The 25,761-nt window shown below is 75.1% G+C and carries 24 protein-coding genes and 1 pseudogene; 9 read left to right on the top strand and 16 right to left on the bottom strand.

Annotated elements, in window-relative coordinates; genetic code table 11:
* Positions 1 to 13 precede the first annotated feature (13 nt).
* The 3 genes from ACWGKU_RS13110 to ftsH all read right to left on the bottom strand — a co-directional run bounded on the left by ACWGKU_RS13110 (position 14) and on the right by ftsH (position 4,100).
* A complete protein-coding gene (locus ACWGKU_RS13110; RefSeq protein ID WP_452179213.1) occupies positions 14 to 994 on the bottom strand; it encodes an ADP-ribosylglycohydrolase family protein in 981 nt (326 codons plus the stop codon).
* Complete coding sequence (nadE, locus tag ACWGKU_RS13105; protein ID WP_380540573.1) at positions 991 to 1,830, bottom strand: ammonia-dependent NAD(+) synthetase; 840 nt, start codon at positions 1,828 to 1,830, stop codon at positions 991 to 993. The genes ACWGKU_RS13110 and nadE overlap by 4 nt, the downstream gene beginning before the upstream one ends.
* Positions 1,831 to 1,895: 65 nt before the next feature.
* Entirely contained in the window at positions 1,896 to 4,100 is a 2,205-nt protein-coding gene (gene ftsH / locus ACWGKU_RS13100; RefSeq protein ID WP_452179212.1) for an ATP-dependent zinc metalloprotease FtsH, read from the bottom strand.
* Between the two features lie 517 nt (positions 4,101 to 4,617).
* Between ftsH and ACWGKU_RS13095 the strand changes: the two genes are divergently transcribed.
* Complete coding sequence (locus ACWGKU_RS13095; protein WP_401054575.1) at positions 4,618 to 5,211, top strand: DUF1707 SHOCT-like domain-containing protein; 594 nt, start codon at positions 4,618 to 4,620, stop codon at positions 5,209 to 5,211.
* Positions 5,212 to 5,319: 108 nt separating this feature from the next.
* Here the strand turns inward: ACWGKU_RS13095 and ACWGKU_RS13090 are convergent, their stop codons facing one another.
* From ACWGKU_RS13090 to ACWGKU_RS13075, 4 genes are all read right to left on the bottom strand, one after another.
* Positions 5,320 to 6,015 carry a mycothiol-dependent nitroreductase Rv2466c family protein gene (locus ACWGKU_RS13090; protein ID WP_452179211.1) on the bottom strand — a complete coding sequence of 232 codons (696 nt, stop codon included), beginning with the start codon at positions 6,013 to 6,015 and terminating at the stop codon, positions 5,320 to 5,322.
* An 87-nt stretch (positions 6,016 to 6,102) separates the two neighbouring features.
* Complete coding sequence (locus tag ACWGKU_RS13085) at positions 6,103 to 7,692, bottom strand: alpha/beta hydrolase (protein ID WP_452179210.1); 1,590 nt, start codon at positions 7,690 to 7,692, stop codon at positions 6,103 to 6,105.
* A 622-nt stretch (positions 7,693 to 8,314) separates the two neighbouring features.
* Positions 8,315 to 9,055 (bottom strand): DUF6461 domain-containing protein, encoded by a 741-nt coding sequence (locus ACWGKU_RS13080; RefSeq protein ID WP_452179209.1) that lies wholly within the window; start codon positions 9,053 to 9,055, stop codon positions 8,315 to 8,317.
* A 225-nt stretch (positions 9,056 to 9,280) separates the two neighbouring features.
* Positions 9,281 to 10,516, bottom strand: a complete 1,236-nt coding sequence (locus ACWGKU_RS13075) for a glycosyltransferase (RefSeq protein WP_452179208.1) — start codon at positions 10,514 to 10,516, stop codon at positions 9,281 to 9,283.
* A gap of 99 nt (positions 10,517 to 10,615) precedes the next feature.
* On the opposite strand from ACWGKU_RS13075, the gene ACWGKU_RS13070 reads away from it, so the two are divergent.
* Positions 10,616 to 11,038, top strand: coding sequence for an erythromycin esterase family protein (locus ACWGKU_RS13070; protein ID WP_452179207.1), 423 nt, complete (start codon positions 10,616 to 10,618; stop codon positions 11,036 to 11,038).
* A 109-nt stretch (positions 11,039 to 11,147) separates the two neighbouring features.
* Entirely contained in the window at positions 11,148 to 12,053 is a 906-nt protein-coding gene (locus tag ACWGKU_RS13065; protein WP_452179206.1) for an immunity 49 family protein, read from the top strand.
* Here the strand turns inward: ACWGKU_RS13065 and ACWGKU_RS13060 are convergent.
* Positions 12,020 to 12,145: a hypothetical protein gene (locus ACWGKU_RS13060; RefSeq protein WP_452179205.1), complete on the bottom strand. Its 126-nt coding sequence runs from the start codon at positions 12,143 to 12,145 to the stop codon at positions 12,020 to 12,022. The genes ACWGKU_RS13065 and ACWGKU_RS13060 overlap by 34 nt on opposite strands.
* A 30-nt stretch (positions 12,146 to 12,175) precedes the next feature.
* On the opposite strand from ACWGKU_RS13060, the pseudogene ACWGKU_RS13055 reads away from it, so the two are divergent.
* A pseudogene (locus tag ACWGKU_RS13055) lies at positions 12,176 to 12,436 on the top strand (HPP family protein); the annotation flags it as partial.
* A gap of 224 nt (positions 12,437 to 12,660) precedes the next feature.
* Here ACWGKU_RS13055 and ACWGKU_RS13050 read toward each other — a convergent pair.
* Positions 12,661 to 13,314: a response regulator transcription factor gene (locus tag ACWGKU_RS13050; RefSeq protein WP_359898483.1), complete on the bottom strand. Its 654-nt coding sequence runs from the start codon at positions 13,312 to 13,314 to the stop codon at positions 12,661 to 12,663.
* Entirely contained in the window at positions 13,296 to 14,588 is a 1,293-nt protein-coding gene (locus tag ACWGKU_RS13045) for a histidine kinase (RefSeq protein WP_452179204.1), read from the bottom strand. The genes ACWGKU_RS13050 and ACWGKU_RS13045 overlap by 19 nt, the downstream gene beginning before the upstream one ends.
* Before the next feature lie 110 nt (positions 14,589 to 14,698).
* Between ACWGKU_RS13045 and ACWGKU_RS13040 the strand changes: the two genes are divergently transcribed.
* The gene (locus ACWGKU_RS13040) at positions 14,699 to 15,445 is read left to right on the top strand and encodes an ABC transporter ATP-binding protein (protein WP_401049341.1); all 747 of its coding nucleotides are present in this window, start codon (positions 14,699 to 14,701) and stop codon (positions 15,443 to 15,445) included.
* Positions 15,439 to 17,910 carry an FtsX-like permease family protein gene (locus ACWGKU_RS13035; protein ID WP_452179203.1) on the top strand — a complete coding sequence of 824 codons (2,472 nt, stop codon included), beginning with the start codon at positions 15,439 to 15,441 and terminating at the stop codon, positions 17,908 to 17,910. Before ACWGKU_RS13040 ends, ACWGKU_RS13035 begins: the two co-directional genes overlap by 7 nt.
* A gap of 205 nt (positions 17,911 to 18,115) precedes the next feature.
* On the opposite strand, the gene ACWGKU_RS13030 is transcribed toward ACWGKU_RS13035, so the two are convergent.
* Positions 18,116 to 18,700, bottom strand: a complete 585-nt coding sequence (locus ACWGKU_RS13030) for an SRPBCC family protein (protein WP_380540621.1) — start codon at positions 18,698 to 18,700, stop codon at positions 18,116 to 18,118.
* A gap of 278 nt (positions 18,701 to 18,978) precedes the next feature.
* Between ACWGKU_RS13030 and ACWGKU_RS13025 the strand changes: the two genes are divergently transcribed.
* Positions 18,979 to 19,899 (top strand): LysR family transcriptional regulator, encoded by a 921-nt coding sequence (locus ACWGKU_RS13025; RefSeq protein WP_452179202.1) that lies wholly within the window; start codon positions 18,979 to 18,981, stop codon positions 19,897 to 19,899.
* Between the two features lie 18 nt (positions 19,900 to 19,917).
* Here ACWGKU_RS13025 and ACWGKU_RS13020 read toward each other — a convergent pair whose 3' ends face one another.
* The 3 genes from ACWGKU_RS13020 to ACWGKU_RS13010 form a co-directional block, all read right to left on the bottom strand.
* Positions 19,918 to 20,301 (bottom strand): hypothetical protein, encoded by a 384-nt coding sequence (locus tag ACWGKU_RS13020; protein ID WP_401049347.1) that lies wholly within the window; start codon positions 20,299 to 20,301, stop codon positions 19,918 to 19,920.
* 107 nt (positions 20,302 to 20,408) lie between these two features.
* Positions 20,409 to 21,158: a GNAT family N-acetyltransferase gene (locus ACWGKU_RS13015; RefSeq protein ID WP_452179201.1), complete on the bottom strand. Its 750-nt coding sequence runs from the start codon at positions 21,156 to 21,158 to the stop codon at positions 20,409 to 20,411.
* Positions 21,159 to 21,233: 75 nt separating this feature from the next.
* Entirely contained in the window at positions 21,234 to 22,016 is a 783-nt protein-coding gene (locus tag ACWGKU_RS13010; protein ID WP_452179200.1) for a crotonase/enoyl-CoA hydratase family protein, read from the bottom strand.
* A gap of 156 nt (positions 22,017 to 22,172) precedes the next feature.
* Between ACWGKU_RS13010 and ACWGKU_RS13005 the strand changes: the two genes are divergently transcribed.
* Positions 22,173 to 23,507 carry an aminotransferase-like domain-containing protein gene (locus ACWGKU_RS13005; RefSeq protein ID WP_452179199.1) on the top strand — a complete coding sequence of 445 codons (1,335 nt, stop codon included), beginning with the start codon at positions 22,173 to 22,175 and terminating at the stop codon, positions 23,505 to 23,507.
* Positions 23,508 to 23,578: 71 nt separating this feature from the next.
* Here the strand turns inward: ACWGKU_RS13005 and ACWGKU_RS13000 are convergent, their stop codons facing one another.
* Positions 23,579 to 24,550, bottom strand: coding sequence for a helix-turn-helix transcriptional regulator (locus tag ACWGKU_RS13000; RefSeq protein WP_401050532.1), 972 nt, complete (start codon positions 24,548 to 24,550; stop codon positions 23,579 to 23,581).
* Between the two features lie 98 nt (positions 24,551 to 24,648).
* Between ACWGKU_RS13000 and ACWGKU_RS12995 the strand changes: the two genes are divergently transcribed.
* Positions 24,649 to 25,185: a DinB family protein gene (locus tag ACWGKU_RS12995; protein ID WP_401050534.1), complete on the top strand. Its 537-nt coding sequence runs from the start codon at positions 24,649 to 24,651 to the stop codon at positions 25,183 to 25,185.
* Between the two features lie 68 nt (positions 25,186 to 25,253).
* Here the strand turns inward: ACWGKU_RS12995 and ACWGKU_RS12990 are convergent, their stop codons facing one another.
* Positions 25,254 to 25,469, bottom strand: a complete 216-nt coding sequence (locus ACWGKU_RS12990; protein ID WP_359898470.1) for a heavy-metal-associated domain-containing protein — start codon at positions 25,467 to 25,469, stop codon at positions 25,254 to 25,256.
* Positions 25,470 to 25,761: the final 292 nt, after the last annotated feature.

The raw sequence follows: 25,761 nt of genomic DNA, 5'->3' as shown, positions 1-25,761 counted from the left end.
CCTGGGCACCGCGTTACTGGTCGTGCCGGCGGGAACCCCCGTTGCCCCGATCCGCGCCACCGGCCTCCCAGGCCGTCAACCTCCGTGCCAGGTCGAGCAGTTCGGGCGCGCGGAGCACCCGCCCGCCGAACCCGGGCAGCTCGACGTGCAGCGGCCCGGTCCAGCGCTCCGGGATCGCCGCCAGGCCGTACCTGGCACCGGCCAGGCCGCCGGTGACGGCGGCCACGGTGTCGGTGTCCCCGCCGAGGTCGATCGCGGCGCGCAGCGCCTGCTCGAAGCCCTCGGTGGTGCGCAGCGCCCAGACCGCCGAGCCGAGGCAGGGCCATACCGCGCCGTTGGCCTCGGTGGCGCGCTCCGGGTGCCAGTCGGGGGCGAGGACGGTGGCGTAGCGCTCCCGGTGGCCGGGGTCGACGTGGGCGAGGACGGCGGGGAGCTCGGCCAGCGGGTCGGCGCCGTGCAGCGCGAGCCGGACGAGCTCGTGGAAGATCGCCGAGCCCTCCCAGGCGGCCCCGTCCCCGTGGGTCAGCGCCGCGATGCGCCGGGCCGCGTCCATGGTGGCCCGCCGTCCGGCGTGGGCGAACGCGACGGCGGAGGTCGAGGCGCGCATCAGGGCACCGTTGCCGGCGGCGCGCAGCGTGGTGTTGAAGTGGACGGCGGCGGCGAGGTCCCAGGGCAGGCCGCTGGTCAGGACGGCTTCCGTCTGGATGCCGATGTCCGAGGGGTCGGCGGCGGCCCAGCGGCGGAACCGGTCGAAGACGTCCGGGAGGTCCAGGCTTCCCCGCTCGATCAGGGACTCGGCGACCAGGACGGCCATCTGGGTGTCGTCGGTGGCCGCGCCGAGCCCCCAGCCGCCGCCCGCCACCAGGTCACCGGGGGTGTCCGGGAAGCGGGCGGAGAAGGCGCCGGCCGGGCCGAACTCGTAGGGGGCGCCGAGGGCGTCGCCGACGGCGGCTCCGAGGACGGCCCCGGCGGCGCGCCCGTCGGGGCCGGTCATGCCACGGGCGGGACGACCGGCAGGTTGCGCTTGTGCTCGGTGCGGCGGTAGTGGCCCAGGACGGTGCGGAAGACGTCCTCGCTGACCGGCAGGCCCTCCAGGAAGTCGTCCAGTTCGTCGTAGCCGACCCCGAGGGCGTCCTCGTCGGGGCGGCCGGGGGCGAGGTTCTCCAGGTCCGCGGTCGGGACCTTCTTGACCAGCTCGGCCGGTGCGCCCAGCGCCTCGGCGATCGCCCGCACCTGCCGCTTGGTCAGGCCGGACAGCGGCATCACGTCGGCCGCGCCGTCGCCGAACTTGGTGAAGAAGCCGACGGCGGCCTCGGCCGCGTGGTCGGTGCCGACGACCAGCCCGCCCTTGGCGCCCGCCGCCGCGTACTGGACCACCATCCGCTGGCGGGCCTTGACGTTGCCGCCGACGAAGTCCTCGTGGCCGTGGTCGGTGTAGGTCAGGCCGGCGGCCTTCAGAGCGGCGAGCGCGCCGTCGGTGGCGGGCTTGACGTCGACGGTCAGCACCTCGTCGGCGCGGATGAAGCCGAGCGCGAGCTGGGCGTCCGCCTCGTCCGCCTGGACACCGTACGGCAGCCGCATCGCGGTGAAGGTCACCTGGCGGCCCTCGGCCCGCAGCCGCTCGACGGCGAGCTGGCAGAGCCGTCCGGCGGTGGTGGAGTCGACACCGCCACTGATGCCCAGCACCAGGCTCCGCGCGCCGCTGGTCCGCACCTGGTCGGCCAGGAACTCCACCCGGCGCTCGGCCTCCGTCGCGGGGTCCGGCACGGGCGCGACCCCGAGGGCACGGGCGATCTCCCGCTGGACGTCGGCGGGCAGGGGCTCGGTCATTCCGACTCCTCGGGACGGTGGTGGGTGGCGCGGTCACGAGGATACGACCACCGACGATGCGGCCGTCACGGGCGGGGGGTTCCCCCCGGGCCGGCGGGCTCCCCCGGGCCGTCCGCGTTCGTGGGCCCGTCCACGTCCGCCGGCCCGTCCGGCTTCCGCAGCGAGACCGGCCGCTCGGGGCCCGGCGCCGGGTGCGTCAGGATGTCGAGCACCACCGCGCCGTCCACCGTCTCCTGGGCCACCAGCAGCGCCGCCAGCTCGTCCAGGTGGTGCCGGTGCTCGGTGAGCAGGCCGAGGGCCCGCCGCTCGGCCTGGCGCAGCAGGCCGGCCACCGCCTCGTCCACGGCGCGCTGGGTCTGCTCGGAGTACGGGCGGCGCAGCAGGTCCTCGGGGTTGTCGCCGAGGTAGTGCGGGGTGCCGCTGGAGTAGCCGACCGGCCCGAGCTCCGGGGAGAGGCCGAATTCCCGGACCATCCGGGTGGCGACCGAGGTGGCGTTGGCGAGGTCGTTGGCGGCGCCCGTGGAGCCTTCGCCGAAGACCACCAGTTCCGCCGCGCGGCCGCCGAGCTGGACGGTGAGCAGGTCGGTCAGGTAGCCCTCGCTGTACAGGTGCCGCTCGGCCTCGGGCAGCTGCTCGGTGGCGCCGAGGGCGACGCCGGCCGGGAGGATGGTCACCTTGGCGACCGGGTCGGCGCGCTCGCACAGCGCGGCCATCAGCGCGTGCCCGGACTCGTGCACCGCGACGGCGTGCCGCTCCTCGGGCAACAGCGCGTTGGAGGACTCCCGGCGGCCGAGCAGCACCCGGTCGCGGGCGGTGTCGAGGTCGTCGGCGGTGAGGGTGGCCCGGTCGGCGCGCACGGCGTTGATGGCGGCCTCGTTGACCAGGTTGGCGAGGTCGGCGCCGGAGAAGCCGGGGGTGCCGCGGGCGAGCCGTCCGAGGTCGACGTCCGGGGACAGGGTCTTGCCGCGGGAGTGCACGGCGAGGATGGCGGCCCGCTCGGCCTGGTTGGGCAACGGGACGGTGACCTGCCGGTCGAAGCGGCCGGGGCGCAGCAGGGCCGGGTCGAGGGCGTCCGGGCGGTTGGTGGCGGCGATGACGACGATGCCGGTGCTCTGGTCGAAGCCGTCCATCTCGGCGAGCAGCTGGTTCAGGGTCTGCTCGCGCTCGTCGTTGCCGCCGAACCGGGTGCCGCCCGCGCGCCGGCCGCCGACGGCGTCGATCTCGTCGATGAAGATGATCGACGGTGCGCGTTTGCGGGCCTCGTCGAAGAGGTCGCGGACCCGGGAGGCGCCGACGCCGACGAACATCTCCACGAAGCCGGAGCCGGTCACCGAGAGGAAGGGCACCGAGGCCTCGCCGGCGACCGCCCGGGCGAGCAGGGTCTTGCCGGTGCCCGGCGGCCCGACCATGATCACCCCACGTGGTCCCTTGGCCCCGGCGGCGGCGTACCGCTCCGGGCTGCGCAGGAAGTCGACCACCTCGCTGACCTCCTGCTTCACCCCCTCGTACCCGGCCACGTCGGCGAACCCGGTGTCCGGCCGCTCGGCCTCGATGATCTTGGCCCGGGACCGCCCGATGGCGCTCAGACCGCCGCCCAGCGAGCGGGCGGCCATCCGGCCGGACCAGAGGAAGAGCGCACCGAAGATCAGCAGCGGCAGGAACAGCAGCAGGGTCGACCAGATCGAGCCACCGCTGCTCCGGCTGCCGGTGACCGTCACGTGGTGGTCGGCGAGCGCGCCGCTGAGCTGGGAGGTGTCCAGGGCGGTGGGGATCTGGCTGGTGAAGTGGGTGCCGTCCTTGAGCGTGCCGCTCACCCCGCCGGTGTCACTGACGTTCACGGTCTGCACCTGGCCGGAGTCCACCCGGCTCACGAAGTCGGAGTAGCCGTAGCGCGTGCCGGGCTTGCCGGAACTGGAGAAGAGCACCAGCAGGAGCAGCGTGACCAGCACCGCGACGGGCAGCAGCCAGCGGCGCCACGACGGCGGAGGCGGAGCTTTGGCCGGACCGCCGGGGCCCTGGTTGCGGCCCTGGCCGGGCCCCTGACCGGGTCCTTGGTTCCGGCCCTGGCCGGGGCTCGGGCCTCGCGGCTGGCCCCAGCTCTGCCTCGGGCGCGGGCCCGGGTCGGAGCCGCGGTCGGCGCCGGGGCCCGGGTCGGAACCGGGGCCCTGGTCGAAGCCGCGGTCGGCGCCGGGGTCCGGGCCGGGGCTGGAACCGGGACCAGGTGGAGTCGCGGAGTGACGGACAGCGCGCAGCCGGATTCGTACGATCATCCACGCTCACCGCCTCTCGGGGGGCCGAACAGCCTCCGCCCCTCCATGGTCGGACGGTCCGGGCCCGGACGGGAGCCCGAAGGGGGTGGCAACGGTCCACTCGGGGGAGAACGACCCGCTCGGCGCCACGGCCCGCAGCGCCGGATCGGGCTCGGGCGTCGGGCTCGGGCGTCGGGCTCGGCGTCGGGCACGGCATCGGGTACGGCATCGGGCACGGAAGGCGGACTCGGGCACGCCGAAGGCCGGTCCGGCACGTGGGGGCGGGCCGTCGCGAACGGGTTCGCGGAAGCCTGCCGGGCGCTTCCACCGCACCCGGCGAAGCCTTCGCCCGGCCGCTCCGGCCGAGGCGGCCGCGTCCTCGACGGCCCTTCGACCCGCGTCCTCGGCCGCCCCCTCCGGCCGTCCCCCGCCGGCCGCTTCTTCGGCCGCTCCTCCGGGCGCGCTCAAGGATCCTCGGGCCGTGCGGAGTTGGCGATCGAGCCGCCCACCAGGACGATTCGTGACCTAGAGTAGCCGCATGGTCAACGAGGAACTGCCAGCCCTGCACAAGACGCCCGAGGCCGCCGTGGAACCCCGGGCCGGGGACAGCGACCGGGAGGCGGTGGCCGAGCAGTTGCGGGTCGCCGCCGGTGACGGCCGCATCGACCTCGGGGAATTGGAGGAGCGGCTCGACCGCACCTACGCCGCGCGGACGTACGGCGAACTCGACATCCTGGTGGCCGACCTCGGCGGCCGGGTGGAGGCCCGGGACGCGTCCGCGGCGGAGGAGGTCCTCACGCTCCGGCCCCGGATGAACAACATGGTGCAGAGCGGCCGCTGGTCCGTGCCCCGCCGGATCGTCGCGGAGACCAAGATCTCGCTGCTCACGGTCGACTTCACCGAGGCCGTGTGCCCCCACCAGGAGATCACGGTCGAGGCGTCGACCGGCATGGGCCACATCCGGCTGATCGTCCCGCGCGGCTGGGGCGTACGCATCGACCCGTCGAGCACCAACACCGGAAACATCGTCAACAAGGCCGCCGAGCAGGCGGAGCCGGGCGCCCCGGTGCTGACCGTGATCGGCCACCCCCGGTCGGGGCCGATCAGGATCAAGCAGCGCCGCCGGGGCTGACGGGCCGGAGGCCGGGCCCGCGGCAGTCCTCCGTGGGGCTCGGTGCGGGCTCGGCGCGGGCTCGGCGCGGGCTCGGCGCGGGCTCGGCGCGGGCTCCGCCGGGGTGGCTCAGGAGAAGTCGAGTCCGCCCGTCCGGGTCCGCTTGAGCTCGAAGAACTTCGGGTACCCGGCCAGCAGCCGCACGCCCTCGAAGACCCGTACGGCGTCCTCGCCGCGCGGGATGGCGCTCAGCACCGGGCCGAAGAAGGCGACGCCGTCCACGTGGATGGTCGGCGTGCCGACCTCCTCGCCGACCGGGTCCATGCCCTCGTGGTGGCTCTTGCGCAGGGCCTCGTCGTACGCGGTGCTGTTCGCCGCCTCGGCCAGCTCCTCCGGCAGCCCCGCTGCCACGAGCGCCTCGCGGATGACGGCGTCGTCGGCCTCGCGGTCCTGGTCGTGCAGTCGGGTGCCGAGCTCGGTGTACAGCTCGCGCAGTACCTGCGGGCCGTGCTGTTCGGCGGCGGCGATGCAGACCCGCACGGGGCCCCAGCCGGTGGTCATCAGGCGCTGGTAGCGCTCGGGCAGGTCGGTGCGGCCCTCGTTGAGGACGGACAGGCTCATCACCCGGAAGTTCAGGTCGAGTTCGCGCTGCCGATCGACCTCCAGGATCCACCGGGAGGTTATCCAGGCGAAGGGGCAGACGGGGTCGAAGTAGAAGTCGACCTTGACGGTGTCGCTGTCGGCCCGGTGGCCGTTGTCGAGGTGCTGGTCGAGGTGCTGGGCAAGCTGCTGGGCGGGCGCGCCGGTCGTCATATCGTTCGTCACACCGGAGAGGCTAGTGGACCGAGTGGCCCACTCTCCAGAGCCAATCGACAGCTGCCGCAGTGGGCCACTTTCCCACCGCCCGGCCGCTCAGCCGCACGTCGTCCCGTCCGCCGGCACCGTGCCGTCCAGGAGGTAGGCGTCCACGGTCTGCTTCAGGCACGGGTTGCCGGTGTTGTAGCCGCCGTGCCCCTCGCCCTGCAGGGTGACGGTGACGCCGACGCCCGCGCCGAGCTGCTGCGCCATCGTGCGGGCGCCCTCCACCGGGGTCGCCGGGTCGCCGCTGGTGCCGACCACCAGGACCGGGGCGGCGCCCGGCGCGGAGACCTCCGGGTGGGCGGCCCTGCCCGGTACGGGCCAGCCGGTGCAGGCGGTCAGGCCCCAGGCGGTGAAGGACCCGAACACCGGGGAGGCGGCGCGGAACTGCGGCAGCTGCTGCTGCACGTCCTGGTCGGAGTAGCGCTGCCGGGCGTCCACGCAGTTGATCGCCCGGTTCGCGGCGTTCAGGTTGTTGTAGTGCCCCTGCGCGTCGCGCCCGTTCAGCCCGTCCGCGAGCTGGAGCAGCGTGTCGCCGGTCCCCAGCTCCATCGCCTCGGTGAGCCCGGCGGCCAGCGCGGGCCAGGTCTCCTGGCTGTACAGGGCGCCCACGATGCCGGTGACGGCCAGGCTCTCGGTGAGCTGCCGCCCCTGTTTGGTGGGCAGCGGCGACTGCGCCAGCTTCTGCACCAGTGCCTCGACCTTCGCGGTGCCGTCGTCGCCGCCCGCACGGGTCGGGCAGGCGGTCCCGGCCTGGGCGGCGCAGGCCTTCATGAAGTCGCCGAGGGCGAGCTGGAAGCCCTGGGCCTGGCCGAGCGCGGACTGCTGCGGGTCCTTGGTCGGGTCGACCACCGAGTCCAGCACCATCCGTCCGACCTGCTGCGGGAACAGGTGCGCGTAGACGCCGCCGAGCTGGGTGCCGTAGCTGAAGCCGAAGTAGGAGAGCTTCTGGTCGCCCAGAACCTGCCGCATCAGGTCCAGGTCGCGCGCCGCGCTCTCGGTGTCCACGTACGGCAGCACCGCGCCGGAGTTGTGCTCGCAGGCGGCGGCGAAGCCCGCGTTGTCGGCGTCCAGGGCCTTCACCGCTTCGGGGGTCTCGGGGGTGCTGTCGGCGGCGGTGGCGGCGTCCATCGCCCGGTCGTCCAGGCATGTCACCCCGGCGCTGGCGCCGACTCCGCGCGGGTCGAAACTCACCAGGTCGTAGCGGGAGTTGAGGGAGCTGTAGCTCGCGGCGAGGGCGGGCAGGGTGGCCACGCCGGAGGCGCCGGGGCCACCGAAGTTGAACAGCAGCGAGCCGATCCGGTGCTCCTCGTCCTTGGCCCGGCTGCGGATCAGTGCGAGGTCGATCGTCGTACCGTCCGGTGTGCCGTGGTCCAGCGGGGCCTTGAGGGTGGCGCACTGCCAGTCCTCGGCGGCGGGCGCGGTGCCGCTGCCCTGGGCGCTGATGGGGGCGGAGCAGGCGTGCCAGTCCAGCTGTTGGGCGGCCGCTCCGGTGGCGGCGCCGGTCCCCGTCCCCGCGCCGCCGGCCGCGGAGGTGGGCGCGGGCTCGGCGGCGGAGGAGCCGTCGCCCTGGCAGCCGGTGGCGGCAGTGAGCAGCAGGGCGGCCAGGCCGAACGCTCCGGCGCCGCGGACGACGGTGTGCATGGGGTGGGTCCACCTCTCGGGTCGGCCGGGCACCCGGCACGCGGCCTCGGGCCGGCCGGACGCCCCGGCGCTCGGCGGGACGGCGTACGCCCGGCGCTCGGTTCGTCGACGCACCACAGACCCTAGGGGCCGGATCCCGCGGATGCCTGGTGGAACCCCCTGGACGGGGGCGTGCGCCGAACCGGATTCCACCGGCCCACCGGGTGAAGGACGGGGCCCCACGGCCCGGCTGCGGAGGCTCGCGACGACGGTGGGGGCGCGTCTCCCCCGGCCCCCGTCCTGCCCTGGCCCTGCCGATCGGCAGGGCCAGGGCAGGAATTGCGCCTCGGGAACCTCCCGATCGGCACATGTGCGACGAGCAGCCGGCGCGCAAGGATGACGGCCATCGGGGCCCCGCCGGTGGGGCCCGGAAAGGAACCCTGCCGTGACCACCCTGTTCCCGTCGCTTCCGCGCCTGCCGCTCTCGTTCCTGTCCCTCCCGCGTCTGCCGTTCCTGTCGCTGCCGTTCCCGCCGCTCCCGCGTCCGCCGTTCGCCCTGCCCTTCGTCTGCCGGGCCCTCCTCCGCGCCTGCGTCAACGCTTCGCGGGCCATCGGTGCCGCGGGTCGCCGGCGCAGCAGCCCCTCAGCGCAGCGCCATGCCCGGGGTTCCCCGCACCGCGTACGCCGGCAGGCGCAGCCCGCCGAGGGCGGCCCGGGGCAGGCTCAGCCCGAAGCGCCGCTCGACGGCACCGAGGGCGCGGCGGAGGGCGGCCCCTTCGGGCTCGCGCCCGGGGTCGCGAGGGGTCACGCCGTCGGCCTCCAGGACTCCGGCGGCGACCAGGTCCGGCACCAGCAGGTCCGGCTCCTGGCCCCAGCGCCAGCGTTCCTCGCCCAGGCCGAAGCCGCACAGCACGGCGCCGTCCCGGGCGTAGTCGAGCAGGGCCGGCCGCTGCTCCGGCATCGGGCGGAAGTGCACCACCTCGACGCCGTCGCGCGCTATCTCGATGAGCAGTTCGCCGCCCGTGGAGTCGCCGTACTCGATCGCGAACGACCAGCCGGCGCACTCGCCGACCCGGATCACACCGTCGCCGTCGTCACCGGGGCGGTAGACCTCGATGTCCAGGTCCCGGATCTCGGTGTCGCTGATCGGCTCGGTCGCGGTGGCCGGGTCGGCGCCCATCCGGCGGGCGAGCTCCTGGGGCGTGATCCCCCGGGCGAAGACGACGCCGCCGACCTCACCGTCCGGGTCGGGTCCGGCCGTTGACGGTCGGCCGGTTGACCGGCGTCCCGTTGACGGTCGACCCGTGGCCGGCCGGCCGATCTCGGCGAGCCATTGGATGCCGTCCCCGTCCTGTCCCACTCCCCCGTGCGTGCCGTCGGTCATGCCGCCCTCCCCTCGCGCATGGCCTGCGGTGACCGGGCGCGCAAGTGGGCACCCTAACCGACCCTGCCGACACCCGGCCGCCGGTCGCCGGATCAGTGCCGGAACCGGCCGTGCGCGGGCCGACAACCACCCCTGTTCGATCGGAAGGAGGCCGATCCGGAATCGAACCCACCCGGCCCGCACCGCCGTTCACCCGGCACCTGCGCGGCCCGGCTCCCCGGACACTCACCCGGACCCGGCGGGCACCTTCCGGCCCACGGCTTCGAACAGCAGCCTCGCGGCCACCGTTGCCCCGTCGGTACGGATGCCGCCGGCCACGGCCCCCGCCCGCGCCCGGGTCCCGGGCACCAGGGCCGTACCGAGCGCGGCGGAGAGCGAGTCTACGGTCGGCGTCCGGTCGAGGTGGGCCGCGCCGATGCCCAACTCGGCGACCCGGGCGGCCCAGTACGGCTGGTCGGCGATCCGGGGGACGACCACCTGCGGCACGCCCGCCACGGCCGCGGTCGTCGTGGTGCCGGCGCCGCCGTGGTGGACGACGGCGGCCACCCTGCGGAACAGGGCCTGCTGGTTCACCTCGCCGACGACGTGACAGTCCTCGCGGTCGTCGATCGGGGTGAGCCCGGCCCAACCCCGGGCGAGCAGCACCCGGCGGCCGTGCGCACGGCTCGCTTCGACGGCCACCCGCGCGATGCCCTCCGGGGCATGCGCGGCCATGCTGCCGAAGCCGACGTACACGGGTGGTTCACCGGCGTCCAGGAACGCCTCCAGGTCGGCCGGGAGCGGGCGGTCGTCGGGGAAGATCCACGCCCCGGTCGGCACCACGTCGAGTTCCGTCATGCCCTCCGACGGGCACAGGGTCGGATCCGCCGCCAGCCACGGCCGCTCGGTGAAGACGTGGTCGCGGACGTTCTGCACCGGCGGCAGACCGATGGCCGCCCGGTGGTCGTTGAGCGCCTCCCGGTACAGCCCGTTGACCCGCTGGGCGTCCTGCTCCCAGAGCTTCCGGTAGTCGGTCTCGTCCTGCGGGGACGGCGTGCCCGGCCGCCGGCCGGGACGGAAGTGCCGTGAGGGCAGTCCGAAGATGTGGAAGCAGGCCAGCACGTAGTGGAGGCCGAGCTTCTCCGCGACGTCCCGCGCCCCCGCCGGCATCAGGCCGGTCGCCAGCAGCACGTCGCAGCCCTCGGCCGCCGCGGTCAGCGTCTCGAACCTCGCGGCGACCAGCTCGCGGGCCAGCCGGAACGCGTCCTCCGCCGTCGGCAGCTCAGGACCGGCGACGATCGAGCGCACCGACGGGCCGAGCGGCACCAGCGGCACCCCGACCCTCGCCAGCAGGGCCGCGAACTCCTCATCCGGCGGCGCGCACACCCGCACCTCCGCGCCGAGCCCCCGCAGCGCCGCCGCCAGCCCCGCCAGCGGCTCGACATCCCCGCGCGATCCCCATGTCGTCATCAACACGCGCATTTCACGACTCCCGTTTCCGCAGGTCATGGCCTTACGGTCGGGATTCTGCGCCACAACGGGGGCCTTGCCGCAAGCCCCGGGTCACGCTGTAGCTTGATAGTGGCAGGGGGATCCACTCTCCCTGCCGTTACTGGAGCAGCGACCCCGAGCTCTACCCCCAGGACCCAGGGCGAGTACCTGCGCGACGCCCTCGGCACGGGCTACGTCGCCATCGGTCTCGCCTTCGGCCGCGGCTCGTTCCTCACCAAGGACTCCCCGTTCGCCCCCGACTGGAAGAAGGTCACCGTTCCCCCGGCCACCGCCGGAATGAACGAGTACGTCCTCGACCGGGTGCGCCCCCGCGACTACGACGTCGACCTGCGCTCCGCCCCGCCGGCCACCCGCTCCTGGCTGGACACCGCCCGCCCGACCTACGACGCCGGGACGGAGTTCCGCAGCGACCCGCTGCCGCGTCTGGCGATCGGCCCGGCCTACGACGCCCTGGTCCACCTCCACGAGACCGGCGCGGCCCGCCTCCTCTGAGCGCCGGCTCCTGGCGTCAGTGGTCGCTGCTAGCGTGCCTCTCCGTCAGCACGGGTACGCGGGACGACGGACCGCACCACCGACGGGGAGGCACCAGCACGTGCGGGAAGTGACGCGTCACACCGTGGTCCAGCAGCGGATCCGCGACGCCCTGGGGGACGTCCGCGGCCGGGCGCTCGGCCATTGGTACGACCTTGAGGACGAGTTGACCATCGGGTCGGTCCGCGCGATGGGCGAGGAGCTGCTCGACCACGTCGCCGCCCTCTCCCTGGAGGACGGGGGCCTCACCGGAGCCGACGCCCGCGCGGCCGTGTGGACGGCGGCCGAGTGCGCCCTCGGCGTGCTCCAGCTCGGCTGCTTCCCCCGGGGCGACTTCGACGTCCCCTTCCCGTACATCGGCAGGACGCTGGACAGCGAGGACGTCCGCTTCGGTGCGGTCGTGGACTTCGCGCCCACGGCCGCGACCTGGGTGGAGGCCTTCGCGATGTGCCTGATCGGCGGTCTGCTGCCGCACCGCGACCGCATGCTCGGCCCGCTGCTCGTCGAGGACTACGCGCCCGCGGTCCGCGACGGCCTGCCCCACTCGGACCTGACGTCCGTCTCCGAGCCCGCGGACCTGGCCGGGATGACGGCCCTCGGCTCGTACCTCTTCGTCGTGGAGACGGAGCGGTCGCCGTGGATCGCCCCCGGTCCCGTCCCGCTGCGCAAGCCGGACGCCGACGAGCGCGCGGCCGCCGCCCGGGGCCTGGACGCCGCGGCCGGGGCGGCACCCGGCGGGCTGAGCCCGGACCAGCGGCTGCTGCGGGTCCTGCTGGACGACGACCGGGCCGCCTTCGAGGAGGCGCTCGCCGCCCGCCTCGCCCTCCACCGCGACAGCACGCCCGCGACGGCCCGGCCCCGCACCCTGCTCCCGGTCGTCCCGATCGCCCTCGCCGCCCTCGCGGTCCAGGCGCACGGGTGGGAGCTGGGCATATCCTCCGGCTACCTCCCGGCGACGCTGGTCGGCGCGGGCTGATCGGTCCGACCGTCCACGGCGACCAGGTCGACGGCCCGGTCGGCACCGTACGGGCGGACGTCCCGGAAGACGGTGACGGAAGGCGTGGTCATGGGCTGCTCACTCTCGCTCTGGTTCCCGAGGTGGTCCGGCGCCGTGGACGGATACTGTCCGACAGGCAAAACGTCCTACCTTTCATTCAACCGCTGCTGATCCCGCCGTTGGCCGCCAGTGCCGCGCTGGTGCACGGAGCGCCCGCGCTGCCGATCTCGCAGCCGCGCAACCCGATCGGCGGCCGGCTGATGTCGGCCCCGATCGGCTTCGCCACCCTGGCCGTCACCGGCAGTACCACCTGGGGCGCGGCCGTGGCCGCCGGGCTCTCACTGGGCGCGATGATGCTCACCCACCTCTCGCACTCCCCGGCCGCGGCCACCGCCGTGATCGTGGTCCTGCAAGGCCCCGCACCCCGTGCCCTTCCTCCCGCTGCTCGTCCTGGCCACCGTGCTGCTGGTCGTCATCGGCCTGCTGCCCGGCCGGATCGGCAGGCACCCGGTGCGCTACCCGGTGTCCTGGTGACGGCCACGCCGAACTGACGGCCGCCGACCGCAGCCACGGCCGCGGCGGGCCCTCACGACCCCAGGTACCTCAGCACCGCCAGCACCCGGCGGTGGTCGTCCGGCGCCTGCGGCAGGTCGAGCTTGGTGAAGATGCTCGCGATCCGCTTGGCCACCGTGGCCTCGGTGACCACCAGCCGACGGGCGACGGCCGCGTTGGAACGGCCCTCCGCGATCAGCGCCAGCACCTCGCGCTCCTTGGGGCTCAGGCGCTGCAGCGGGTCGTGCCGGCGGGTCAGCAACTGGCGGACCACCTCCGGGTCCACCACCGTCCCGCCCCCGGCCACGTCGGTGAGGGCGGCGACGAACTCCCGCACCTCGCCGATCCGGTCCTTGAGCAGGTAGCCGGTGCCCGCGCCCCGGTCGCCGGCGGAGATCAGCTCCGCGGTGTACCCCTGCGAGACGTACTGACTGAGCACCAGGACGGGCAGCCGCGGATCCTCCTCGCGCAGCCGGCGGGCCGCGCGCAGTCCGTCGTCGGTGTTGTCCGGGGGCATCCGGACGTCGACGACCACCACGTCCGGCCGGTGCTCCCGGACCGCCTCGACCAGTGCCGGGGCGTCGCCGACGGCGGCCGCCACGGTGTGCCCGAACCGCTCCAGCAGGGAGACCAGGCCCTCCCGCAGGAGCACCGAGTCCTCCGCGACGACTAACCGAAGTGCCGGCACGGGATCTCCACTCGCAGGACGGTCGGCCCACCGGCCGGGGAACGCAGGCACAGGGTGCCGTCGATAACGGCGAGCCGGTCGCTGATGCCCAGCAGACCGGTTCCGGCGGCCGGGTCGGCGCCGCCGGCCCCGTCGTCCCGGATCTCCAGCACCAGCCCGTCCGCCGCCGCGCGGCCGTGCACCGAGGCGCGCCGGGCGCCGCTGTGCCGGACCACGTTCGCCAGCGCCTCGCAGACCACGAAGTAGGCGGCGGCCTCGACCGGGGCGGGCGGCCGTCCGGGCAGCGCGACGTCGACGTCCACCGGCACCGCCGAGCGGCCCGCGAGGTCCCGCACCGCCGGTTCCAGCCCCCGGTCGGTGAGGACCTGCGGATGGATGCCGTGGATCAGTTCGCGCAGTTCCCGCAGCGCCGTCTGCACCTCCTCCCGGGCCTCCCGGACCTGCCGGGCAGCGGCCGACTCCTCGGGCAGGTCGAGACCGGCCAGGCCGAGCTTGACGGAGAGCGAGACCAGCCGCTGCTGGGCGCCGTCGTGCAGGTCGCGCTCGATCCGTCGCCGTTCCACCTCGTACGCGTCCACCAGCCGGGCCCGCGAGGCCACCACTCGGGTCAGCTCGTTCTCGGCGGGCTCCAGCACGGCCCGGGCGGTCACCGCCCGTACCCCCGCCCAGGCCGCCAGCGGGTAGGCCGCCACCGGGAGCAGCACGAGTCCGGCGAGCGGTCCGAGCCAGGAGGCGGTGGGGTTCGCGGTGGGCTGGAACGGGGCGGCCAGCAGGAACAGCGGGGTGCCGAGGCCCACCGCGACCAGTCCGAGGTCGATCCACCAGAGCAGCAGCAGGGAGACCAGCCCGTAGCCGAGGTCGCGCCGGGCCGCCGGCCCCCGGAACAGTTCGCGGGCACGTCCACGCCGCCCCTCCGCCCCGCCCCGCGGCCCCGGACCCGACGGTACCGACCCTGACGGTACCGACCCCGGCACCACCCGCCCCGACCGCACCCGCCCGGACGGCCCCGCCCCGGGCAGCACCAGCCGCAGCCGCCACCGCTCGTACCCGGTCACCGCCCGCCCCGCCAGGGCCAGCGGCGGCAGCACGACCGCCACCGCCAGGGGCCCCAGGCCGCCCCACAGCAGCACCGCCAGCGCCGCCAGCCCGGCGGCCGTCGCCCCCACCACGGCTCCCGCGAGCAGGAAGCCCAGCGCGCGCCACGGCCACATGGAGCCGAGGAACGCCGACGGCCGCTGGGCCAGCGCCTCCAGGGTGTTGCGGACAGCGATCACCCTGCCGACCCTAGCCGCCGCCCACCGCCCGCCGCAGGGGTGCTGGCACTACCTCTGCTCTCGCCCCAACGCCCCTGCGCTCCCCCACCGTTGACGGGTTGCCTGGGACCATGACGAACTCGACCGACACGGTCCTCCTGCGGGCCGTGACCAAGCAGTACGGCACCGGCGACCGCGCCGTCACCGCACTGGACGACGTGACCGTCGCCTTTCCGCGCGGCAGCTTCACTGCGGTGATGGGCCCCTCCGGCTCCGGAAAGTCGACGCTGCTGCACTGCGCGGCCGGCCTGGACCGGGTCTCCGACGGCACCGTGGTGATCGACGGCACCGAACTCGGCGGCCTGGACGAGACCCGGCTGACCCTGCTGCGCCGCGAGCGCCTCGGCTTCGTCTTCCAGTCCTTCAACCTGGTCTCCGCGCTGACCGCCGAACAGAACGTGGCCCTGCCCCTGCGGCTGGCCGGGCGCCGCCCGGACCGGGCCGAACTCGCCACGGCACTCGCCGAGGTGGGGCTCGGCCACCGCGGCGGGCACCGGCCGAGCGAATTGTCCGGCGGCGAGCAGCAGCGCGTCGCGATCGCCCGGGCGCTGATCACCCGGCCCGCCGTGCTGTTCGCCGACGAGCCGACCGGCGCCCTGGACACCCGTACCTCGCGCGAGGTCCTCACCCTGCTGCGCGGCATCGTCGACCGCCACCGGCAGACCGTGATCATGGTGACCCACGACCCGACCGCCGCCGGCTACGCCGACCGCGTCCTGCTGCTCGCCGACGGACGGATCGTGGAAGAGCTGCACGGCCGCAGCGAGGCCGCGGTCATCGCCGGCCGGATGGCCGCCCTGGAGGCCCCGGCATGCTGAGCCTCGCCGCCGTCCGCGCCCGCTGGACGTCCCTCCTCGGCACCTTCGTCGCGCTCGGCCTGGGCGTGACGGTCCTGGCCATGACCGCCCTGGTGCTCACCTCGGCCGAACCGGAGGTGCCCCGACGCTACGCGGGCACCCGGGTCGTGGTGCAGAGCCCCGCCGTCGACCAGTCCGACGGCACCTTCACCCCGGGCCGGCCCTGGTCGCGGGCACGCACCCGGGAGCTGCTGCACGCCCTGGCCGCCGTCCCGGGCGTGGCCCAGGCCGTGCCGGACCGCGCCTTCTACGCCCAGCCGGTGATCGACGGAAGGCCGGTGGGCGCCCCGGGCCCGGAACCGCGCGGCCGCAACTGGTCCGGCACCGCGTTCGGGCCCGAGCGGCTCGTCGCGGGCGGCCCGCCGGCCGACGAGCACCAGGTGGTGCTGGACGCCTCGCTGGGCCTGGCACCCGGCTCGCCGGTCACCCTGCTCACCGCCGCCGGCCCGGCCCGCTACACCGTGTCCGGCCTCGTGTCAGGGACTGTCCCCGGAGCCGCCCCCGGGACCGTCGACCCGCCGTCCCTCTACCTGTCCGACCGCGCCGCCGAGGCGCTCGCCCCCGGGGTCCGGGTGATCGGCCTGGTCACCGCGCCGGGCGCCGACGTCCCGGCCGTCGCCGCGGCCGCGGCCTCCGCCGTGGGCGGCGACGGGACGGTGCTGCACGGCGCCGCGCTCACCGCTCTGGAGGACAGGAGCGCCGAGAAGACCCGCTGGATCGGCCTGCAGATCCTGACCGCGACGGCCGGGCTGACCGCCTTCGTCTCCGTCTTCGTGGTCGCCTCCACCTTCGCCTTCGCGATCGTCCAGCGGCGGCGCGAGTTCGGCCTGCTGCGCACCATCGGCGCCACCCCCCGTCAGATCGCGCGCACGGTGTACGCCGAGTCGCTCGGGGTGGGCGTCGCGGCCGGCGGTGCGGGCGTACTGCTCGGCGCGCTGCTGGCGCCCGCGCTGGGCGCGCTGATGGTCGAGGGCGGCCTGGAGCCGGCGGGATTCACCGTACGGTTCCGGGCGCTGCCGCTGCTCGGCTCCTTCGCGCTGGGCCTGGTGGTCGCGCTGCTCGGGGTCTGGTCAGCCTCCCGCCGGGCGGCCCGGACGGCCCCGCTGGAGGCGCTGCGCGAGGCCGCCGTCGAGCACCGGCCGATGACCCGCGGCCGGTGGATCGCCGGCGGGATCTCCACCGCCCTCGGGCTCGGGCTGGTGGTGGTCGCGGCCGGAAGCGAGTCCGACAGCATGATCAACAACGCCCTGTACGCGGCCATGGCGCTGATCGTCGGGCTCATGCTGTTCGCACCCGCCGTCCTCCCGCCGATCGTCCGCGCGGTCTGCCGGCCGCTGGCCGGGCTGCGCGGCGCCACCGCCGCGGTGGCCCGGGAGAGTGCGGTGACCGCCGTCCGGCGCACCGCCTCGACCGCCGCTCCGGTGCTGGTGACGGTGGGTTTCGCGGTGCTGATCGCCGGACTGTTCCAGCTGCGGGCCGGCGGCTACGCGCTGGAGGAGACCGTCCGGCAGCAGGCCACCTCGGTGGTCACCCCGCAGGGCACACCCGGGCTCTCCGACGCCGCCGTGGCCGCCGTACCGGGCGGTGCCTCGCTGCTGCCCACCCGGCTCTACGCCGGCGGCACCGACCACGTCGGCGCGGTGGGGATGAGCGAGGCCGCGTTCCGCGGGGCCCGCGCCCGGATGACCGTGACCTCCGGCTCCCTGGACGGCCTGACCGGCGAGAACACCATGGTGGTCAAGGCCGGCACGGCCGCCTGGCTGGGCTGGACCACCGGCCACCGCGTCCCGGTCACCTTCGAGGACGGCAGTACCGTGGACGTCACGGTCGTCGCCGAGATCACCGACGGCTCCGCCACCGCGAGCGTGCTGCTGACCACCCGCACCGTCCGGGCGCACGACCCCTCGGCGCTCACCTCGGTCGTCCACACCGCCGGCGCCACCTCGTCGGCCGTCCTCGCCCCGCTCGGCGCCCGGGCGCTGAGCAGCGCCGAGTACGCCTCCCGCACCACCTCCGAGGACGACGCCCTGGTCCGGATCTTCCTGGTCGTCCTGATCGGCACGTCGCTCGGCTGCAGCAGCCTGGCCGTCGCCAACACCCTGCTGATGGCCACCGCCCAGCGGGCCGGGGACTTCACGGTGCTGCGGCTGTCCGGCGCGACCCGCCGTCAGGTGCTGCGGATCGTGGCCGCCGAGTCGACCCTGGTGGTCGGGATCGGTGCCGCGCTCGGCCTGCTGATCGCGGTGGTCACCCTGGCGGGCGTCCGCTCCGGCCTCTCCGCCCGGCTCGGCACCCGGGTCGACCTCGCCCTGCCCTGGTCGACCATGGCCCTCACCACCGGCCTCTGCCTGCTCCTGGCCCTGCTCGCCGGCGTGCTGCCGGCCCGGGCGGCACTGCGCCGGCCCGGTGCCCGACCGGCCGACTGACGACCCACCACGCGGATCGGCTGCTCCCGGTCGTCCGTTCCGCCCAGCGGTTCGACCGGCAGCAGGACCGGATCGTCCTGCTCGGCGTCCCACCGGTCGTAGGTCGGATCCAGGAGGACCATCACCGGGACCAGCCACGACAGCCGTCAGCGGAACACGACCGGCGGCCGGTCCGGTCGGCCCGTCCCGCCCCGCGGGTTCGGGATCAACGCTCGGGCCGGGCCCGGTCCCCCTGCTCGGCCAGCGCCTTGATGCCTTCGAGGGTGGCCGTCATGCCGGTGCGCAGCTCGTTCAGCCGGAAGTCGACGATCTTCTCCTCCAGTTCCGGCTTGGCGTCGATGACCAGGCTGGCGCCACTGCGGCCCGGGCCGATCACCACCGACTGGCGCAGCCGGGTGCCGTCGCCCTCGGGGGTCAGCTCGAAGCGCCACCGGGCCAGTGCCCCGCCGAGGTCGGACACCGGCTCGCCGTAGCGGCCGTCCGCGTCCATCACCCCCCAGGCGAAGACCCGGCGGCCGTCGGGCCCGGCCGGTCCCGTTCCGCCGGCCGGCCCGGTCAGCTCCGTCACCTCGGAGACCGTTCGCCAGTCGGGCATGCCCGCGCGGGTGTTGTGCCCCTCGAAGCGGGCGCCCGGCGCGGGGCCGTCCGCTCCGTCCAGCCAGGCGACGCGGTGGAGTTCCGGACTGAGCCGGGCGGGCAGGCCGATGTCCGTCACCAGCTCCCACACCCGCTCCACCGGCGCCCCGACGAACACCTCGCACCGCGTACCCGGACCATCGGCGTACCGCATGCCCGTTCCCCCTCCCGTCGTACGTCACCGCTCCCGCACGTTTACGTGCGCATCGACATGAACGGCAACCTGAACATCGATGTGCACACCGGCGCGCACATCGCCTTGCACGGATGCGGGTCGACACCCGCCCGTGCCCCCGCCACGGCGTCCGGAACGCCGGCGAGGACAGCGGGCGGGTTGCCGCCCTGGGCCCTGGACCGATGATCGATCCCCCGGAACATCCAAGTCAATCCGCCGATTTACTGGGGTACCCCCAAGCGATACCTTGGGTCCCCGTGACCATCGACGACCTCCGCGTCTTCGCCGCGGTCTGCCGGGCCGGCTCGCTCAGCGCCGTCGCCCGCGACCTGAACCGCACCCAGTCCGCCGTCAGCCAGCACGTGAAGCGGCTCGAACGGGAGGTCGGCCTCGCCCTGATCGAGCGCCACCCGCGCGGGGTCGTCCCCACCAGGGCGGGGAGCCTGCTGCGCGCGGCGGTCGCCACCGGGCTCGGAAGCATCGACCACGCGCTGCACCGGATCGCCGAACTCGCGCGCGGCGAGGGCGGATCCGTACGGATCACCACCGGGGCCACCAGCATCCGGCACTTCATGTCCGCGGCCGTGGTGGACTTCCGGCGGCGCTTTCCCCAGGTCAGCCTGGAGTTCCAGACGGAGGTCTCCAGTCGCAGCTGCCTGGAGTCGCTCAACGCCGGCCGGGTCGACCTCGCCTGGATCACCCTCGGCGCCCCGGCCCGGGGCATCGACCAGCGGCCGGTGGTCGACCTGCCCTGGGTGCTCGCGGTCGCGGCGGGCGACCCGCTCGCCGGCCGGGCCCGGATCTCGCCCGCCGACCTCCAGGACGCCCGGCTGATCGGGCTGCCGCAGAACTCCGTCTCCCGCTCCCAGGTCGAGGCCTGGCTCGGCAAGTCGGGCGTCCGGCCGGTCTTCGACACCAGCGTCGCGGACTGGGACACCGCGATCCTGCTCGCCGAACTCGGCCTCGGCCACGCCGTCGTCCCCGCGCTCCCGCAGTGGCAGGGCCCCGGCCACCCCGGCCTGCGGCTGCTCCCGCTGCGCGACCTGCCCGCCCTCACCGCCGGCTGGGCCGTCCGGGACTGGGAGAACCTCGGCCCGCTCGCCCGCGCCTTCGCGGACACCGTCGCCGCCCACTGCGGTCGCGAAACCCCGCCGGCCGTCGTAGCGGGGAGGGACTGACCCGGCGACCGGCCGCCGCTACCCCTCGTCCTGCCGGGCGGTCCGGTCCCCTGCCGACAGGACGCCTCCGACCGGCATCCACACCCTGTCCCGGGAGGTCGCCGTCCGCAGCGGGGCGAAGTCTTCCGGCAGGACGTCCAGCAGGCTGCGCACGCGGTCCCCGCCCCGCACGGCGAGCGCCGCCTCGCAGCGCAACTGCCTCGGCAGCTCCGGGCGGTGGGTCAGCCCGTGCCACAGCGCCGGCCGCAGCCAGTGCCGTCCCTGCGGATCGGCATGGGCCCGCACCCACGCCCGACCCAACCGCTGGGCGAGGCCGAGCCCTTCCGCCCGTTCCTGCAGTCTCAGGAGCGTAGGTGTGTCGATCACCTTGACCTCGCCGGGGAGGTCCTCGTACCGGTCCATGGCTCCATGATGCCCGGTGCCGCCGTGCGGGGCGCCGTGCGAGTGCCGCACGAAACTCCGTGGCCGTAGAAGCTCAGCGACCGTAGAAGCCCAGTGGCCGCAGCGGCTCAGCGGCCGTAGAAGGAGTGGCCGCGCCCGATCTCCGCGAAACCCCGGCGGCCGTACCACGCGCGCGGCCAGTCCACCGCGTCCGCGAGCAGGAACAGCCGGGGGATGCCGGCTTCGGCCGCCAGCGCCAGGCCGGTCGCCAGCAGGGTGTCGCCGTGCCCCGCGCCGCGATGCCGCGAGCCGGTCACCAGGTCCTCCAACTGGGCGAGCCGGGCGGACGGTTCGAGGTAGAGGTCGCTCCAGGCCGCGACCTCGCCGGTCGGTGTCCGCACGGCCAGGAAGTGCACCCGCCCGGCGCCGCGCAGCCGGGCGGCGCGGCGGTCGGTGAGCTGCCGGGCGAGCTCCTCGTCCTCGATCCACTCCCGCTGCTGACGCAGTACCGCGTCCCGTACTTCGTCCAACTCCACGGGGTTCGCGGCCGGTTCGGGATGCGTGCAGCCGTCCGTCGAGCGGGTCAGGATCACCTCGCCCTGCCGCTCCCACCCCGCTGCCGCCAGCACCGGGGCTGCTCGCCCGCCCGACTCCTGGTCCAGCACGGTGACGCGGTACCGGTCGCGCGGCCCCAGCCACCGGGCGGCCAGCCCGGGCAGCGCCGCCGGGTCGGTTCCCGGCCCCTCGACGATCAGTTGATTGTGTTCCTCGGAGCGGTCGTAATCGGCGCTCCGGACGGCGAACACCCCGGGAAACTCCGGCAGTTCGAGGACCTCCTGCGCCTGGCGGCGGGCGAAGGCGGCACGGAAGGCGGTCACGCGGGCGCGGATATCCGACATTCCGTCATGATCGGCCCTCGACCGCCACCGGACAGCGGATTTCCCGCACCCGCCTCAGGAGGCCGCACCGGAGGACGAGCGGTCCAGGAAGCGCCGGATGCCGTCCCGGACGCCGTCGGTCGGCACGGTCGCCGCGAAGGCCGCCGCCTCCACCGCGAGCCCCTCGTCGATCGGCAGGTTGATGCCCCGGGTCACGGCCCGCAGGCAGGCGGCCACGGCGGTCGGCGCGTGCCGGACGATCCGCTCGGCCAAGTGGCGTGCCGTTTCCATCAGTTCTTCGGCCGGGACGACCGAGTTGACCAGGCCGATCTCGGCGGCGCGGGCGGCCGGGATCGGGTCGCCGGTGAGGATCAGCTCCAGGCCGCGCTTGCGGCCGACGTGCCGCGGCAGCCGCTGCGATCCGCCGAAGGGCGGCGGGAAGCCGAGCGAGATCTCGGGCTTGGCGAAGCTCGCGTGCGCGGCCGCGACGGCCAGCGGGGCCGCCTCGGTGATCTCGCAACCACCGCCGTGGGCCAGGCCGTTGACGGCCACGATGACCGGCTTGGGAAACTCCTCGATCCGCCGGGTGAGGGTGTGCCCGCGCCGGACGAACTCGCGCAGCGCCCGCTCGGGCCCGCCCGCGACGCTGGCCGCCAGGGACGGGATGTCGGCCCCCGCGCTGAACGCCCGCTCGCCGGCGCCGGTGAGGATCACGGCGCGGACGGTGTCGTCGGCGTCGATCCGGTCGAGTTCGGCGAGCAGCGTGTCGATCGTCGGGTAGTCGAGGGCGTTGAGCTTCTTCTCCCGGTCGATGGTGAGGGTGACGACGTGCCGGTCCCGCTCGCTGCGGATGGTCATGGGCGCGTGCTCCGTTCCTGGCCTCGCTGCTGGATGTGACGAGGCTAGGAACACCCGACCAGGACAATCCACTTATTGTCCTGGATACACTCGGGCCCACGCCCGTGCGCACCCGGGCACGCCCGTGCCTCCACTCCCGGGAACGGCAGGTGACCCGTGCGACCGCCCTCCTACAAGGCCATCGTCGACCAGTACGCGACCGCCATCCGCTCCGGCGCGCTCCCGGCCGGCGCACGGTTGCCGACCCACCGCGCCCTCGCCCGCGAACGGCGGATCGCCCTCGCCACCGCCACCCGGGTCTACGCCGAACTGGCCGCCGCCGGACTGGTGGTGGGCGAGCAGGGCCGCGGCACCTTCGTCCGGCTGCGCGCCGGCTACGACGGCCTCGAACCCTCCCGCGCCCTCCCGGTGCCCCGGGTGGCCGACCTCTCCTTCAACCAGCCGCTCACCCCCGGGCAGGGCGACCGGCTGCGGCAGGCCCTGCGCGCGCTCGCCTCCTCCGGCGACGCCGAAGCCCTGCTGCGCCAGCACCCGCCGGGCGGCCACCGGCACGACCGGGCCGCGGTGGCCACCCACCTGCTGGACCGCGGGATCGACGCCGCGCCCGGGAACGTCCTGCTCACCAGCGGGGCGCAGCAGGCCCTGGACTGCGTCCTGCGGACGCTCACCCGCCCCGGCGACGTCCTCGCCGTGGACGCCCTCGGCTACCCGGGCATCAAGCTGCTCGCCACCGCCCACGGGCTGGACCTGGCGCCCGTCCCGGTCACCGCCGCGGGCCCGGACCTCGACGCGCTCGACCGGCTCTGCCGCGCCCGGCCGGTGCGGGCGGTGTACACCCAGCCGACCGTCCACAACCCGCTCGGCTGGGTGCTCGGCCCGGAACAGCGCGAGCGCCTCGTCCGGCTCGCCGCCGACCACGGCTTCACCCTGATCGAGGACGGCACCTACGCCTTCCTGGAGGCCGCGCCGCCGCCACCCCTGCACGCCCTCGCCCCCGAGCGCACCTGCTACCTGGCCGGCCTCTCCAAGAGCGTGGCACCGGGCCTGCGGTTCGGCTTCGCCGTCCTGCCCGGCCACCTGCTCCGGGCTGCCACCACCGCCCTGCGCACGGCGGCCTGGGGTGCCCCCGGCCTGATCACCGCCCTCGCCACCGGCTGGCTCGCCGACGGTACGGTCGCCCGCCTGGAGCGGGAACGCCGCGCGGACGCCGCCGCCCGCCAGGCCGTCGCCCGCACCGCCCTGGCCGGCCTGACCACCACCGCCCACCCCACCTCCTACATCCTCTGGCTCACCCTCGAACCCCATCAGCGCCCCGACCACGCGGCCGCCGCCCTGGCCGCCGAGGGCATCCTGGTCTCCACCGCCGACGCCTTCGCCACCACCCCCCACCACCCCAACGCCCTGCGCCTGGCCCTCGCCACACCCCCGCTCCCCGTCCTCCCCGCCGCCCTCAGCCGCCTCCGCACCACCCTCGACACCATCGCCCCCTGACCGACTCCCCCCGCCCATCCACCACGCCGCACCAGGAGCCGACGAGCCCGACGTCCCGCTCCCGCGTCTCCCTACTCCTCGCCCTCGACCGACCCGCGGGCGAAGCGGGCGCTCCAGTCGGCGAGCAGGCTCCGCAGCGCGTCCGGGGCGAGCACCCGGAACTCGGCGCCGAGCGAGCCCAGGGCCATGGCGGGCCAGTCGAGCGAGTCGGCGGTCATCCGCAGCCGGCAGCGGTCCGGGGTGACGGGTTCCACGGTGGCCCAGCGGCCGACCCTGGCCCGGACGTGCTCCGCCGGCGACTCGATCAGGGCCTCCACCAGGTGCGGCCTGGGTATGCCGTTGAGGCCCGCGCGGACGAACTCGGCCGCGTCGGCGGCCGGGAGGGTGCGCGGGGCGAAGCGGGCGCCGCTGCCGGAGGGGCCGGTGAGCCGGTCGAGGCGGAAGGTGCGCCAGTCGGCCCGGTCGAGGTCGTACGCGACCAGGTACCAGCGGCGGTTCAGGCAGACCAGCCGGTGCGGTTCGACGTGCCGTTGCGTGCCGCGCCCGTCGGCGGCCGTGTACGAGAACCGCACCCGCTCGTCGTCCCGGCAGGCGAGCGCCACCACCGTCAGGATGTCCGGGTCGACGCCCGCGCCCGTCCGCGTCCCCCAGTCCACCGGGACGGTCACCGCGCGCAGCGCCTCCACCCGCCGTCGCAGCCGGGCGGGCATCACCTGGACGACCTTCGCCAGCACCCGCACCGAGGCCTCGGCGACCCCCTCCACCGGGCTCTCGGCCGCCGCCTGCAGCCCGACCGCGAGGGCCACCGCCTCCTCGTCGTCGATCACCAGCGGCGGCAGCGCCGCACCCGCCGCCAGCTGGTAGCCGCCGTCGACGCCGCGCTGCGCCTCGACGGGGTAGCCGAGTTCGCGCAGCCGGTCGATGTCGCGGCGCAGGGTGCGGACGGAGACGCCGAGCCGGTCGGCCAGTTCGTCGCCCGGCCAGTACCGGTGGGTCTGGAGCAGGGAGAGCAGTCGAAGCGTCCGGGTGCTGGTGTTCGCCATGCGTCGATTCTCCCGGGATTCAGGACAGGAAGTGGCCGCAATGGTCCGTAACGTTGTTCTTGTCCGAGGGAGCAGGACCCGAACGAAAGGCCTTGACGATGACCACGACCTCCGCCGCCCAGAACCTGACCGGCGAGCGCGCCGACCTCCTGGAGGCCCTGGAGAAGCAGCGGCACTTCCTGCGCTTCACCACCCGCGACCTCACCGACGAGCAGGCCGGCCTGCGGACCTGTGCGAGCGAGCTCTGTCTGGGCGGCCTGATCAAGCACGTGACCAACGTCGAGCGGATCTGGGCGGAGTTCATCGTGCAGGGCCCGTCCGCGATGCCCGACTTCACCAGCTGGACGGAGGAGGACGTCGCCCGCCGCGCGGACGAGTTCCGGATGCTGCCCGGTGAGACGCTGGCCGGCGTCCTCGCGGACTACGCCGAGGTGGCCGGCCGCACCGACGAGCTGGTGGCGGTCCTCCCCGACCTGGACGCCACCCAGCCGCTGCCGAAGGCCCCCTGGTTCGAGGGGGACGCCCGGTGGTCGGCCCGCCGGGTGCTGCTGCACGTCGCCAACGAGACCGCCCAGCACGCCGGTCACGCCGACATCATCCGGGAGTCGTTGGACGGCGCGAAGAGCATGGGCTGAGCCCGGCCCGCGGCACGGCGGCGGGGCCCTCGGCGACATCCGAACCCGATGGGCCCCCGCCGCCGTCCTCAGGCCCGCCCGACGAAGGTGAACCCGGCCCCGTCGACCACGCCGCGGACCAGGGCCTCGTCCAGCGGCTGCGCGGAGGCCACGGTGACCCGGCCGCTCGGCGCGTCGGCACTGACGTCGGTGACGCCGGGCAGGACGGCGAGCCCGGCGCTGACCGTCTTCTCGCAGTGGCCGCAGCTCATGCCGTCGACGGCGAATACGGCGGTGGTGGACATGACGGCGCCTCCGATGGCGTTCCGGACGGGACGGGCTCGACCCGGGCGGATCGAACCCGACGCGTCGACTCCGACGAACCGACCCGGACGGGTCGACCCGCCCGCCCTACGACACCCGATTCCGACGGCGCCGCCCAGGGACACGCCGCCCGGGTGACACCATCGAGCGGTTCCGGGAACCGCCCGGGCGTCCCGTCCGACTGGGCCCGTGCCGTGGCGCGCGCCACGTCCTGAACCGCCGCCGCGCCCCGTCCCGTTCCTCCAGGTACCACCCTTTCGCACGACCGGGCGA

The organism is Kitasatospora sp. NPDC054768 (assembly GCF_053612025.1).
This window is presented reverse-complemented; position numbering and strand designations above follow the sequence as displayed.

Bases quoted from the DNA above. Each gene is read 5' to 3' on its own strand.
- ACWGKU_RS13000 (WP_401050532.1), bottom strand. From the start codon at position 24,550: ATGGCGAACACCAGCACCCGGACGCTTCGACTGCTCTCCCTGCTCCAG.
- ACWGKU_RS13030 (WP_380540621.1), bottom strand. From the start codon at position 18,700: ATGCGGTACGCCGATGGTCCGGGTACGCGGTGCGAGGTGTTCGTCGGG.
- ACWGKU_RS13035 (WP_452179203.1), top strand. From the start codon at position 15,439: ATGCTGAGCCTCGCCGCCGTCCGCGCCCGCTGGACGTCCCTCCTCGGC.
- ACWGKU_RS13110 (WP_452179213.1), bottom strand. From the start codon at position 994: ATGACCGGCCCCGACGGGCGCGCCGCCGGGGCCGTCCTCGGAGCCGCC.
- ftsH (WP_452179212.1), bottom strand. From the start codon at position 4,100: ATGATCGTACGAATCCGGCTGCGCGCTGTCCGTCACTCCGCGACTCCA.
- ACWGKU_RS13010 (WP_452179200.1), bottom strand. From the start codon at position 22,016: ATGACCATCCGCAGCGAGCGGGACCGGCACGTCGTCACCCTCACCATC.
- ACWGKU_RS13075 (WP_452179208.1), bottom strand. From the start codon at position 10,516: ATGCGCGTGTTGATGACGACATGGGGATCGCGCGGGGATGTCGAGCCG.
- ACWGKU_RS13060 (WP_452179205.1), bottom strand. From the start codon at position 12,145: ATGACCACGCCTTCCGTCACCGTCTTCCGGGACGTCCGCCCGTACGGT.
- ACWGKU_RS13020 (WP_401049347.1), bottom strand. From the start codon at position 20,301: ATGGACCGGTACGAGGACCTCCCCGGCGAGGTCAAGGTGATCGACACA.
- ACWGKU_RS13040 (WP_401049341.1), top strand. From the start codon at position 14,699: ATGACGAACTCGACCGACACGGTCCTCCTGCGGGCCGTGACCAAGCAG.
- nadE (WP_380540573.1), bottom strand. From the start codon at position 1,830: ATGACCGAGCCCCTGCCCGCCGACGTCCAGCGGGAGATCGCCCGTGCC.
- ACWGKU_RS13085 (WP_452179210.1), bottom strand. From the start codon at position 7,692: ATGCACACCGTCGTCCGCGGCGCCGGAGCGTTCGGCCTGGCCGCCCTG.
- ACWGKU_RS12995 (WP_401050534.1), top strand. From the start codon at position 24,649: ATGACCACGACCTCCGCCGCCCAGAACCTGACCGGCGAGCGCGCCGAC.
- ACWGKU_RS13080 (WP_452179209.1), bottom strand. From the start codon at position 9,055: ATGACCGACGGCACGCACGGGGGAGTGGGACAGGACGGGGACGGCATC.
- ACWGKU_RS12990 (WP_359898470.1), bottom strand. From the start codon at position 25,469: ATGTCCACCACCGCCGTATTCGCCGTCGACGGCATGAGCTGCGGCCAC.
- ACWGKU_RS13095 (WP_401054575.1), top strand. From the start codon at position 4,618: ATGGTCAACGAGGAACTGCCAGCCCTGCACAAGACGCCCGAGGCCGCC.